Consider the following 13,418-nt stretch of genomic DNA (forward strand, 5'->3'; position numbering starts at 1 on the left):
AGCAATTGGAATTTGTATACTCAATATAACGCGAGAGTGATGCCGTAGCAATAGAAAGGCCCTCGACATCTCTAAGTCATTAACATCAGTTTAACTGTAGGATTGCCATTAATGATTAATCAATCAATAGATCCCTTTTTTCGGCGCTTATTTATCGTCGTTGCCATTGTGGTGGGGCTGGTCTTGCTATACTTGATGATGCCGGTCATTGTACCGTTTGTATTTGCTTTTGTGCTGGCCTATCTGTTTAATCCCCTGGTAAAACGCTTGTCGAAATACGTCAAGCGTTGGATAGCTATTATTATTGTTTATTCTACCATCACCTTGAGTGTGGCGTTGCTGTTATGGTGGCTGGTGCCGACTCTGTGGCATCAGTTGCAAGCGGCTTGGGAGTATTTGCCAAAGATATTGACTTGGTACAATCAAGTACTGCGTGAGTGGTTTGATAATAACAGCCCCATTCGTTTGCCCCCACTAGAGACTAAAGGCTTTTCTGAGACTCTATTAGAGTATATGCAGAGCCACTATAGATTTGAAGATGCCAGCACTTTAATGAGTCAAGTTATTGCCTCTAGTATGAGTTTTATCAATAGCGCCGGATTGATTGTGTTGGTACCGATCTTGACCTTTTACTTTTTATTCAACTGGGACAAACGTTTGAATAGCTGGAAGATGGCGATTCCTGCGGCTTACAGCAAAAAAGTCATTGATATCGCGCAAGAATGTGATCGCGCATTGATGGGGTTTGTGAAAGGGCAGCTACTGGTTATGGTGCTACTGGGCATCATTTATGCTGTTCAGCTACAGCTCATTGGACTGGAGCTTGGATTGATTATTGGCATGGGGGCCGGTATCGCCAGCTTTGTACCGTATTTGGGTTTTGGTCTTGGATTTATTGCTGCTGTTATCGCTAGTTTATTTCAGTTTGGTTTGGACTGGTTTTATTTGTCTTTAATTGTCGGCGCATTTTTAATCGGGCAAGCGGCTGAAGGCTATGTGCTGCAGCCATTACTATTAGGTGATAAGATTGGTCTGTCACCCCTATGGGTGATCTTTTCAGTATTGGCAGGCGCCAGTTTATTAGGCTTTGTCGGGATGCTGATTGCGCTACCCGTATCTGCGGTCCTCAATGTACTATTCCGTCATCTATACGCTCATTATCAGACCACTGATTCTTACAAGGGCCACAAGCAGCTAAATTTATTTGAAAAAAAATAACTCATTTATAACAGTAGGTAGGGTATTTTTTAGCTTAAATCAGCATTTTAATGCTAATTACCCTAGTTGCTAATCATTTTAAAACTTATCGGTAAAATAGCGACTAATAAGCGTTGAGGCGTAAAAGACTTGTCAGTCATTTTGCAAATATGGTATATATAGACGCGGAGTTTGTGATACTAGCCATTATTGGGTCAGTTTTGAATGAGTAATGCAGTGATACGTTGTAGGTAGCAAGCACTGCGTGCCAGAACTACAGAACAATTCTACCCATAGAAAAATATTATAACTTTATGTCAGGCATTTTCGAAGACGCTTTAAAAAGATACAAGCTAGTGTTTGGCTTCATATTCATGACACTACTGTTATTACCACATGCAAATATTACTATACCCGAACCGAGTTGATGATTCATGGCAGAAGCGCAGCTAAGTCTCAATCTAGACATCAAACATGATGCGAGTCTCAGCGACTTTGCAGGTCCAGGTTGGATGTCGATTATTGATGCAGTGCGGCAATTACATGTCGGCCTGATCGGTCAGCTGTACCTTTTTGGTAGCCCAGCGACTGGTAAGTCTCATTTGTTATCCGCTATTTGTGAATCATTTATCGAAATGGACAAGTCAGCGATTTGTTTATCGCTTGATGAGTTGGTACATACGGATGTCAATGTACTGTCTTCGCTTGAGAACTTTGATGTCATTGCTATTGACGATTTAGAGGTGCTTGAGCATAGCAGCGAATGGCAGGAAGCTTTATTTCACCTAATTAACCGTAGTCGTGAAGGGCAACGTCAGTTATTATTCGCGGCCAACAAGCCGGCCAGTGAACTGCCTTTTCACTTGACAGATTTACTCACTAGGTTGGCGCAAGCACCTACTTTTAAAGTACCCAACGGTCGTGATTTGGCCGATCGCCAAGCATTATTGCAATCTATTTTGCGTCGCCGAGGTTGGCAGTTTGATGAGCGTATTATTCATCACTTGCTGCATGAAGGCCCGCATCGTATCGGTGCGATGATGGAAGTTTTGAACTATATTCAGCCGATGTTCTCTAACCTTGGGCGTAGTAATATTTCCAAAGCAGTTATCAGTGATGCGCTACGTACGATTGACGAGCAGACTTTAGCTGCCGAACTTGCTGATATTGCACAAGAGACCCAGGTAGATAATGACACAGCCAGCCAAGAACAACATACGATACCATTAGATTTTTAGAACTTTATACACTATAAAACGCTCTAAACTAAAAACATTTTAAACTAAATAATATTTACTTTTTCTATTCGAAAAATTTTATCATTGATAGGATAACTCATGAAATATACTGCTTCTTCGCTAAAAAAACTGTCCATCAGTGCATTGTTACTTGGTGCTGGCTCAGTATCTATGCTGTCCCACGCCGCAGTTACCTTGTTGGTTGATGATAATATCAAAGTCACCGCCATCAATGGACAAGAACTCAAGCAAAGTATTTTTCAGTCAGCGACTAAAGAATTCACTTTGCAGCCTGGTCAGCACGTGATCACCGCTAAATATGATCGTTTATATAATTTGCCCCGTGATGAGCATGATTATTTGCGTTCAGGGAATATCAGTGTCGCGGCAGATTTGACCGATAACCAAACTTACCGTTTGACCATGCCCAATCAGCCAGAAAGATATGAGGCTGCTAAGGAGTATGCCAAACTACCAACACTAGCGGTACAACAGAATAATACCATTATTGCACAGCAACAAAGTATTGGTGGTAATGACGGCGGACTATTCTCTGGACTGGGTAAAGCCTTGGGCGGGGTGTTCGGTGGCAACGGTAATGCTGAACTACAAAATCAGCGTGCCATTGCTGCATTAGGTCAGCCTGCCACCACGACCACTCAAGGCGACGTCAATCAAGGTGGCTTTAATCAAAGTGCCATTAATACGGGGGCAGTGGCTACTGTCAAGCAAACGACCAGTGTTAGTACATCTACCAACACCCTAGACCAATTCATGCAGTTATGGCTCAATGCTACCCCAGCTGAGCGTGAAAAGATGCGCCAATGGGCTCAAAAATAAACAGCAGCAACTAAGTTGTTGTCGTTCTAAGTTGAACTGTTTTAATCTTAGCGATATTTAAGTAATAAAAAAGCACCTAAATGAGGTGCTTTTCTTTACTTGAGAGTCTATTAATAAATAATGATGGTTATACAGCTATTAGCCTAAAAAGGCGTTATACATCCAAACCAGTTTCTCTTGCTCTTGTACATAAGCATCAACCAGATCCGCTGATCCTTGGTCTTCAGCTTCTGCTGCTAGGGCAGATACTTGACGTTGCTCTTCAATAAGCTCTTGTAGACCAGTTACCACGCCTTTGACGCAAGTATTGCCATCTTTCACATTCTTGTCTTCTTGAATGCCAGCATGTTGGGCAAAATCGCTGTAAGCATGGAATGGCGTGCCACCTAGAGTCAAGATACGCTCAGCAATCTCATCAATTTGCATTTGCAATGCGGTATACAGCTCTTCAAATTTAGGATGTAGCGAGAAGAAGTGTTCGCCTTTGACGTTCCAATGATACCCACGCACGTTGATATAAAACACATGGTAGCTAGACAATAAGCCATTCAATTTGGCAATAACTTGACTTACTTCAGCTTTTTCTAAACCGATTTGATTGGTGCTATCATTATTAGTGGTATTGTTAGTAGAGTTACTCATAGTGTTATCCTTATGGTGTAAGTATAAAATTTTTGGTTATAAGAATCTAATTATAAAAGGTTTGAATATAAAAAGGGTGAATATAAAAAGGGTGAATATAAAAGTAGTGGGTGAGTGGCCTTACCTCTGATGTTTACTATCATAGCAAGCTATCAGCGATAAGTTAAGTTAATTAAATCAAAAACGCAGTTATGTTTTGTAAAACCAATATATCTTTTAGGCGCTCTCATCATAATTATGCGGGTGGCTGTAATTGTTCGGTTTGTAAGCCTCGTACTGGTACCACCGCTTCTAAATGCTGGCGTACGGTCGCAATAGGGAACTTTTGGGCTTGTAGACGTTTGGGTACGATTTGGCTACCTTGCTGGCCTTTCATTTCGAACATCATAAAGATAAAGTCGTCAGTTTCATCCCAGCTTTTGATTGCGGTCCACGGAACAATAGCTTGCTGAGTGCTACCAGCACGCATCTGCATGCCGCGCGCTTGTGAGTTTTTTGCTAAATCGGGTTGAATGGTTGGCATCACCATAACCAATCCATGCTTCTGTATACCTAGCTTCATTTGGCGCATTTCATCGGGCATTTCTTGTTCAGCAACTTGCTTTTCAAACTCTCTTTTGACATACCATTTAAAGCCTAGAGTGCGAACCAGTAGATAAATCGCCACAGCGACTAGCATTAGCCAAAAAATAATCGTTGAGTAACCGGTCACAAAGACTAGTCCTGCAAGCGCTAGTATCACAACCACTGCCATAATGATCCATTCTTTAGTCTTGAGACTCTTTAGACCAAAAGAAGGGCTGGCACTAGCAAATAGCTCATATTGCGCTTGATAAAATTCAGCCTCGGTCAGGTTTAAGGCGACAGGTTGTAGGGTGTAGGGGTACAGGGCCATAAAGGTTTCTCAAATACTTATATTAAAGGCGTTGGTTTAAAAGCGCTAGGCGTGATCGATTACGCCGTACTTGGCTGGAAGTGGATTGAAGCTATGCGCTTATCTTACCGAAAAGTGTCTCTAAAAGAAACATATAAGCAGATCAACTCACTGTTAGATTTACAGGCGACAGTACTAATCGGTCTATATGCTATAGATTACATCGGATGAGTAACGTCAAACATAGTAAGGTTAGCATAAAATTACGCTGACATTAAAGCAGCAAAGTACCTGGCAAGCGATGACTTAAACGCGTGAAAATGTAGTTAAATTTGCTGGGTCTTGGTATCATAGCAGCTAGCATGCGCCATTATGACCCGCACATTAGATATAATAGCTTAACAAGCATATAAGATTAATTCTTTCTTCATTATTTAATGACTCTATTGTTTTTCTTTATCAACTTTTTATTAACTCTCAGCGCTACAGGCAGATATTATGATCGATCCCAAACTCTTACGCGGCGACTTACACGATTTAAAACAGCAATTGGCCACCCGTGGCTATGAGTTGGATATGGACTTTTGGCAAACCATCGAAAACGAACGTAAATCGTTACAAATGCAGACTGAAGAGTTGCAGTCGCGTCGTAACGCAGGGGCCAAGCAAGTGGGCGCGCTCAAAAAGTCAGGTGAAGATGCTAGCGACTTGTTAGTCGAGATGCAGAGTGTGAGTGGTGACATTAAGGCGGCTGAAGACGCGTTGCGCCGCTTACAAGAACGTATCACTCAAGCGGCATTACAAATACCAAATATCCCCGCAGCAGATACACCAATTGGTACCTCAGAAGACGATAATGTGGAAATGCGCCAATGGGGCACGCCTCGCGCGTTTGATTTTGAGATTCAAGACCATACCCATATTGGTGAGACTTTGGGTATGCTGGACTTTGAAGCGGCCACCAAGATTACGGGTAGTCGTTTTAACGTGCTAACCGGCCAGCTGGCGCAAATGCATCGGGCACTGATTCAATTTATGCTCAATACTCACACTATGAAGTATGGTTATACCGAGACCTATGTGCCCTACATTGTCAGTTCAGACAGCTTAAAAGGTACTGGGCAGCTGCCCAAGTTTGAAGATGACTTGTTTAAGCTAACCAATCACACGCATAATGAGGGAATGGATTTTTATCTGATCCCTACTGCTGAAGTGCCGATGACTAATCTGGTACGCGGCGAGCGCTTGGACATCAGTGAGTTACCTTTAAAATTCACCGCCCATACGCCCTGTTTTCGTAGCGAAGCGGGCTCGCATGGTCGCGATACCCGTGGTCTGATTCGCCAGCATCAGTTTGAAAAAGTTGAAATGGTTAATATCGCTACTGCTGAGCAATCTGATGCATTGCTTGAGGCAATGACTGGCCAAGCAGAAGATATCTTACAACAGCTCAATCTACCTTATCGTGTTGTGCAGCTATGTGGCGGTGATATGGGCTTTAGTGCGCAAAAAACTTACGATATTGAAGTATGGTTGCCCAGCCAAGACACTTACCGCGAAATCTCTAGCTGCTCAAACTGTGGCGATTTTCAAGCACGGCGTATGGGCACTCGTGTTAAAGATGGTAAGCAAACCAGTCTGGCTCATACCTTAAATGGTTCGGGATTGGCAGTCGGACGCACCTTGCTCGCGGTCATGGAAAACTATCAAAACGCGGATGGTAGTATCACCATTCCAGAAGTGTTGCGTCCATTTATGGGCGGTGCAGAAACTATTTCTGTTTAATGAGTAGCCGAAAATTAGGCACTATAGCCTGATAATTTCACACTTATTATTGATACTCATTTAATAAAACTGATATGAGTTATTGTTAAATATACATGGTCTTATCATGCCAATTTTTGGTGTGGCTGGTGCCAAATATGTTAAGATTGCGCTTTAATTTTACAGCCTATTATTTAAGGGCGCATTTAGCGTCCTTATTTGCTTACCCTTGAGTAAACTCTCCTCTTATCTTCAATACCTCTCATTCGAATATTAGGACACTCTATGCCTGCTCCAATTAGCGAACGTAAATTAGCCAATGCCATCCGCGTACTGTCGTTTGATGCGGTTCAAAAAGCCAATTCTGGTCACCCTGGCGCGCCGATGGGCATGGCCGATATTGCTGAAGTTTTGTGGCGCAAATTTTTAAAGCATAATCCTGCCGATCCTAACTGGTATAACCGCGACCGCTTTGTGTTATCGAACGGCCATGGTTCGATGCTTATTTATTCATTGCTACATTTATCAGGTTATGACGTTAGTGTTGATGACCTAAAAGGCTTCCGTCAACTGCATTCAAAGACTCCGGGCCATCCTGAGCTGGGTTATACCCCAGGTATCGAAACCACTACCGGTCCATTAGGCCAAGGTATTGCCAACGCTGTTGGTTTTGCTATCGCAGAAAAAACGCTAGCCGCACAGTTCAATCGTGATGGTCATAATATCGTTGATCATCATACTTATGCCTTCTTAGGTGATGGTTGTTTGATGGAAGGCATCAGTCACGAAGTTTGCTCACTTGCTGGCACCTTAAGTCTTGGTAAATTGGTACTTTTCTACGACGACAATGGCATCTCTATCGATGGTAATGTTGACGGCTGGTTCACTGATGACACGCAAGCACGTTTTGAAGCTTACGGCTGGCACGTTATAAAAATTGATGGTCATGATACCGATGCCATTACCGCAGCGACAGCAGCAGCGATCAAAGAGAGCATCAAACCTAGCCTCATTATTTGTAAAACCACTATTGGCGCGGGTAGCCCGAATAAACAAGGCTTAGCGTCTAGCCATGGTGCGCCATTGGGTGATGACGAAATCGCTTTAACCCGTGATGCATTATCATGGACGCATGCGCCCTTTGAGTTAGACGACGAAATCTATCAAGCGTGGGACGGCAAGCCAAAAGGCGATGTACTGCAGAAGAACTGGGATGCGGATTTTGCAGCTTATAAAAAAGCTTATCCAGAGTTAGCAGCTGAGCTATTACGCCGTCTAGATGGTGATCTACCAGCTGACTTTGATAAGCAAGCGCAAGACTACATTCAGCAAACTCAAGAGCAAGGCGGTGATGTTGCCAGTCGTAAAGCCAGTCAAAACGCGATTAATACCTTACAGCCATTATTGCCAGAGCTCATGGGTGGTTCAGCGGATTTAGCTGGCTCGAACTTAACGCTATTTAAAGACGCCATAGGTATTCAAGATGATGCCGCAGGCAACTATATCTATTATGGTGTGCGCGAATTTGGTATGACCGCAATTGCTAATGGTATCGCGCTACATGGTGGCTTTATCCCTTACGTAGCAACCTTCCTGATGTTTATGGAATACGCACGTAACGCCGTCCGTATGGGCGCATTGATGAAGCAGCGTATTATCCATGTCTACACTCATGACTCGATTGGTCTTGGTGAAGATGGTCCTACGCATCAGCCAGTTGAGCAATTGACTAGCCTACGTACCACGCCTAATCTACGCACATGGCGTCCGTGTGATGCGACAGAATCTGCTAGCGCTTGGGTTGAAGCCATCAAATCAGAAAATAATCCATCAGCATTGATCTTTAGTCGTCAGAGCTTGCCGCATCAGCAGCGTGATAGCGAACAGGTGGCAAACATCACCAAAGGTGGTTATGTATTAGCAAAAGAGCAGGGGGCTGGTGATAAAGGATTACAAGCTATCATTATTGCTACTGGCTCAGAAGTCGGTCTTGCCATGCAAGCGTATAAGACCTTAAGTGAAAATGGCGTTAGCGTTCGTGTAATCTCTATGCCATGTGCTGAAATATTCAGCGAGCAAGACGCCAGCTATCGTGAAGCGGTATTGCCGGCCAATATCCGCGCACGTGTCGCAGTAGAAGCGGCACATGTGGACTACTGGTACAAGTTCGTAGGTCTTGACGGCAAGGTAATAGGTATGACCACTTATGGCGAGTCGGCACCTGCGACAGACTTGTATAAAGAGTTTGGTATTACCACTGAAGCGGTAGTTGATGCGGTGAATAGTTTGGTTTAAGAGGTTCTAATAGTTTGAATTAAAAAAGAGCTGCTAGAATATTCTAGTAGCTCTTTTTTTATGCTTGTCACTCTTAGTTAGCAGCCACGAGGCTACCTGTTATATCAAGGGGTATCATATTGCCGACGATGCTTGGAAAAGCCGTTACCCCATAAGTAAACCTATCAATCATGCCCGTTGCCCGAAACTTTAAAATAGGTTTTTGAGTCACGGGATCATTTTTCATATTTGCTAGCGTCACCCTAACGGTTAAAGGTTTGGTTTGACCCAAAACGGTAAAGTCACCCGTTACGTTCGCTTCTTTAGCATTAATCATATTAACTTTTTTTGATACAAAGGTCATAGTAGGATATTGCGCAATGTTAAGTAGCTCTTTTCGGCGCAACAAAGCATTCCGTAGATTGCCACCTGCATCGACACTATGGGTATGCACGGTAAAATTTATCGTAGTAGCCGTTGGATTCTTCATATCATAATTGATTGAACCGTTAACTTTATTAAACTGACCGTCAATAGTGCCATTTCCTAAATAGGCCACTTTAAAGTCTACGTTGGTTTTTGGTACATCCATCTTCCACTTTTGCGGGGTGTTGGTGGAGGCTAAACCCATTACCGGTACTGATATTAATAAACAGGCAGTCAGGGTTATTTTAAGTAAAAAGGTGATAGGTGCATTCATTCTTATAATCCAAAGGGCGATCTTCACGAAATTATATGAAAATTTGGCCAGCTTTTTACAGCGAGTAACGAGTCGATAGCGTACTACACCTATTTGATTGTCGTGTATTATTAAAGTTATATGTTGTGAAAATAATTAGCATTACCAAAATTGGGAAATAGCTAGTTAATAATTGATAAAGCATTTGCTACTGGCTGCACAGTTTCCAAAGTGTCGTGGAGTGGTGAATATCAGCTAATAACAAGTTGCTATATAATAGTTTAATTATTTAGCAGATTCAGTATCACTTTCAACCGCACACACTTCTGAACGCACCATAAAGCGTTTGCCTTCTGGTATTTCTAGCGAAAAGCTAGCACCGCGACCGTTGACTACATCGATGGTTAAGTCTGTATGTTGCCATAAGTTATATTGCGGCTTACCCATATAAAATGGACAGCCAGCAAGTTCACCGATCAGCACATCTTGACCACCCACCTTAAACTCACCTAATGGATAACACATCGGAGAGCTGCCATCACAGCAGCCGCCTGATAAATGAAACATCAGCTCGCCATGTTTAGATTTCAATAATTCGATAAGCTCTTTACAAGATTCTGTAGCTTCGAGTTTCATGTCGTACTCCTTATCATTAAAACGTCCATTTTATTAGAGATAAGCGCTCCGTGTAAAAACATAAAAGGTCGTATCACATCTGGTCACATGACTAGTAGTATGTGACTGGAGATAATACAACCCATTATTTATGACCAAGCGTATTAACTATTAAACAATGTAACTATATTAAACGATGCAACTATATTAAACCCCATAGCCACATCGAGCTATGATACAGCTACATAGTGTAATCGATGACAATACGCCCTTCGATTTTTCCAGCACGCATACGCTCAAAGATATCATTGATATTCTCTAACGGTTCAGCAGCGACGGTCGCTTTTACTTTTCCTGCTGCTGCCATATTTAATGACTCTTGCAAGTCAAGACGTGTACCGACGATTGAGCCACGAATGGTGATACCGTTCAGAACGGTATCAAAAATCGATACTGGGAAATCACCTGTTGGTAGACCATTAAAGACCACAGTACCACCACGTCTTACCATGCTTAGTGCTTGATCAAACGCTTTAGAGGACACAGCGGTCACTAGCACGCCATGAGCACCACCAATCTCTTTTTTTAGATACTCACCAGGATCGGTATTTTTAGCATTAACAGTGACAGTGGCGCCTAGCTTTTTGGCAAATTCAAGCTTGTCATCATCAATATCGACAGCAGCCACGTTAAGACCCATGGCAATCGCGTACTGTACGCCCATATGACCCAATCCGCCGATACCTGAAATAACGACCCAATCGCCTGGCTTAGTGTCGGTCATTTTAAGACCTTTATATACAGTGACACCTGCACATAGAACCGGTGCAATCTCAATAGAGTCAACACTATCAGGGATAATACCGACATAGTTGGCATTGGCTAGCACGTATTCTGCAAAACTGCCATTAACTGAATAGCCAGAGTTTTGTTGACTCTCGCATAAAGTCTCCCAACCGCCTAAACAATGGGTACAGTGACCACAGGCAGAGTACAGCCAAGCAACCCCAACACGGTCGCCTTCTTTGACATGGGTGACGCCGTCGCCAACTGCGGTTATCAGGCCGACGCCTTCGTGACCAGGGATAAATGGCGGGCTAGGCTTTACCGGCCAGTCTCCTTCAATGGCGTGCAAGTCTGTGTGGCAAACGCCAGACGCTTGCATCTTGACGACAATCTCGCCAGCACCTGGCGTTGGTATGTCAACTTGTTCAATCTGTAAAGGTTGTCCAAACTCATGTAAGACAGCCGCTTTCATTTTATTACTCATGATAATGTTTCCTAGTTATATTCATTTGATTTAAAGGGTCAAAAAATATTTATGCTATGGTTTTACGATTATGATTCGATATATAAAATGTTGTGAGTGAATGATTTAGAAAAACCCCATCGCTTTATTACTATAAGAAACCAGCATATTTTTAGTTTGTTGATAGTGAGCGAGCATCATCAAATGATTCTCACGGCCCATACCTGATTGCTTGTAACCACCAAAGGCTGCATGAGCAGGGTAATGGTGATAGCAGTTGGTCCAGACGCGACCCGCTTTGATACCACGACCGAAGCGATAAGCACGATTACCGTTACGCGTCCATACGCCAGCACCAAGCCCATATAGGGTGTCGTTGGCGATGCTCATGGCTTCTTCATCATCTTTAAAGGTCGTCACAGCCAGCACAGGACCAAAGATCTCTTCTTGGAACACCCGCATGTCGTTAGTGCCTTCAAAGATAGTCGGCTGCACATAATAACCGTCTGCCATATCGCCATCGTGATGAGCGCGTTCGCCGCCCACCAGAACTTTAGCCCCTTCTTTCTTACCAATATCGAGATAAGAGAGGATTTTTTCTAGCTGATCAGAGCTCGCTTGAGCGCCTACCATCGTGTCCGTATCTAGCGGATTGCCCAGTTTAATGGCCTCTACCCGTGCAACGCAGCGCTTGATAAATTCATCATAGATACTTTCGTGTACTAGAGCACGTGAGGGAGAAGTACAAACCTCACCTTGGTTAAAGGCAAACAGTACGAGACCTTCAACTGCTTTATCTAGGAAGTCATCGTCCTCATCCATAATATCGGCGAAGAATACGTTGGGACTTTTGCCACCCAGCTCCAAGGTAACTGGAATGATGTTTTCACTAGCATATTGCATAATCAGGCGACCCGTTGTGGTCTCCCCAGTGAAGGACACCTTATTGATACGCGGGCTTGAGGCGAGAGGTTTACCGGCTTCGACACCGAAACCATTAACCACGTTGAGTACGCCTTTGGGTAAAATATCAGCGATACCAATGACGTCAAGTAAATACATAATAGAGGCAGGTGTTTGTTCGGCAGGTTTGAGAATGACACAGTTACCCGCAGCAAGTGCCGGAGCAATCTTCCATATGGCCATTAAAATTGGGAAGTTCCATGGAATAATTTGACCCACCACGCCAAGGGGCTCATGGAAATGATAAGCAACGGTATCGTCATCAATTTGGCTGATGCCCCCTTCTTGGGCGCGAATGACACCGGCAAAATAACGGAGATGATCGATCGCTAATGGAATATCAGCAGCCAGGGTTTCGCGGACGGGTTTACCATTTTCATAGCATTCGGCGATAGCGATATGTTCAAGGTTGGCTTCGATGCTATCGGCGAGCTTGAGTAACAAATTTGAGCGTTCAGTGACACTGGTTTTACCCCAAGCATCCTTGGCAGCATGGGCGGCGTCTAAGGCTTTTTCAATGTCGGCGGCTTTAGAGCGGGCAACTTGACAAATAGTTTGACCATTGATGGGACTGGTATTGTCAAAATACTCGCCATCAATCGGTGCGGTCCATTCACCATTGATAAAGTTGTCGTATTTTTTGCGGAATTGTACGGGGCTGCTTTCGGTATTGGGATTGGCGTATAACATTAAAGACTCCTTGGTTGTATATATAGCCAAATACTTATAGTTTCGCAACGGTCTTAGTCGAGCTTGCCATAACTGTGTATCGCTCGCGCTCGGTTCGCTGGTGTCGAAATTACATATATTTGACTGCTTGGTTTTCTGATCTTCCTGATCTGCCTGACTTGTGTTACCACTCTATCCTACTAATCTTTCGCTCTGACTTATAGTTACTTTTAATAATAATAATTTAGTTTAATAATAACTTTAAGTTATTAGTTGTTAGGTGCTTAAAGAGGTTCGCAAAGTTCGCACAGCTGCTATAATTGTGGGCTTAACAGTCTACTTGTTCAATAGACAGTCAGACAGTTCTACTTTTTACCATGTTTAGGCCGCTACCCATTGAATGTTTTCAATAGC

At 43.3% G+C, this 13,418-nt stretch carries 11 protein-coding genes; 5 read left to right on the forward strand and 6 right to left on the reverse strand.

All coding sequences use genetic code 11. From position 1 onward, the window contains the following. Window positions 1-111 precede the first annotated feature (111 nt). From RCH20_RS00330 to RCH20_RS00340, 3 genes are all read left to right on the forward strand, one after another. Window positions 112-1,218 (forward strand): AI-2E family transporter, encoded by a 1,107-nt coding sequence (locus RCH20_RS00330; RefSeq protein ID WP_209956680.1) that lies wholly within the window; start codon window positions 112-114, stop codon window positions 1,216-1,218. 413 nt (window positions 1,219-1,631) lie between these two features. Next, window positions 1,632-2,435: a DnaA regulatory inactivator Hda gene (hda, locus tag RCH20_RS00335; protein WP_209956681.1), complete on the forward strand. Its 804-nt coding sequence runs from the start codon at window positions 1,632-1,634 to the stop codon at window positions 2,433-2,435. A 99-nt stretch (window positions 2,436-2,534) separates the two neighbouring features. Next, the gene (locus RCH20_RS00340; RefSeq protein ID WP_327192188.1) at window positions 2,535-3,275 is read left to right on the forward strand and encodes a DUF2057 family protein; all 741 of its coding nucleotides are present in this window, start codon (window positions 2,535-2,537) and stop codon (window positions 3,273-3,275) included. A 138-nt stretch (window positions 3,276-3,413) separates the two neighbouring features. Here RCH20_RS00340 and RCH20_RS00345 read toward each other — a convergent pair whose 3' ends face one another. After that, window positions 3,414-3,917, reverse strand: coding sequence for a Dps family protein (locus RCH20_RS00345; protein ID WP_209956683.1), 504 nt, complete (start codon window positions 3,915-3,917; stop codon window positions 3,414-3,416). A gap of 235 nt (window positions 3,918-4,152) precedes the next feature. Then, the gene (locus RCH20_RS00350) at window positions 4,153-4,812 is read right to left on the reverse strand and encodes a YcxB family protein (RefSeq protein ID WP_327192189.1); all 660 of its coding nucleotides are present in this window, start codon (window positions 4,810-4,812) and stop codon (window positions 4,153-4,155) included. 477 nt (window positions 4,813-5,289) lie between these two features. Between RCH20_RS00350 and serS the strand changes: the two genes are divergently transcribed. Together serS and tkt are read left to right on the forward strand one after the other, a co-directional pair. Beyond that, complete coding sequence (gene serS / locus RCH20_RS00355; protein WP_327192190.1) at window positions 5,290-6,576, forward strand: serine--tRNA ligase; 1,287 nt, start codon at window positions 5,290-5,292, stop codon at window positions 6,574-6,576. Window positions 6,577-6,840: 264 nt separating this feature from the next. Further along, the gene (gene tkt / locus RCH20_RS00360) at window positions 6,841-8,850 is read left to right on the forward strand and encodes a transketolase (RefSeq protein ID WP_327192191.1); all 2,010 of its coding nucleotides are present in this window, start codon (window positions 6,841-6,843) and stop codon (window positions 8,848-8,850) included. 73 nt (window positions 8,851-8,923) lie between these two features. Here tkt and RCH20_RS00365 read toward each other — a convergent pair whose 3' ends face one another. From RCH20_RS00365 to exaC, 4 genes are all read right to left on the reverse strand, one after another. Continuing rightward, window positions 8,924-9,529: a YceI family protein gene (locus RCH20_RS00365; RefSeq protein ID WP_327192192.1), complete on the reverse strand. Its 606-nt coding sequence runs from the start codon at window positions 9,527-9,529 to the stop codon at window positions 8,924-8,926. 264 nt (window positions 9,530-9,793) lie between these two features. Next, window positions 9,794-10,144 (reverse strand): DUF779 domain-containing protein, encoded by a 351-nt coding sequence (locus tag RCH20_RS00370; RefSeq protein ID WP_209956688.1) that lies wholly within the window; start codon window positions 10,142-10,144, stop codon window positions 9,794-9,796. A gap of 220 nt (window positions 10,145-10,364) precedes the next feature. Then, window positions 10,365-11,393 carry an alcohol dehydrogenase AdhP gene (adhP, locus tag RCH20_RS00375; RefSeq protein WP_209956689.1) on the reverse strand — a complete coding sequence of 343 codons (1,029 nt, stop codon included), beginning with the start codon at window positions 11,391-11,393 and terminating at the stop codon, window positions 10,365-10,367. Between the two features lie 105 nt (window positions 11,394-11,498). After that, entirely contained in the window at window positions 11,499-13,025 is a 1,527-nt protein-coding gene (gene exaC / locus RCH20_RS00380) for an acetaldehyde dehydrogenase ExaC (RefSeq protein ID WP_327192193.1), read from the reverse strand. Window positions 13,026-13,418 lie beyond the last annotated feature (393 nt).

The organism is Psychrobacter sp. PL15, assembly GCF_035984995.1.
Classification (GTDB): Bacteria; Pseudomonadota; Gammaproteobacteria; order Pseudomonadales; family Moraxellaceae; genus Psychrobacter.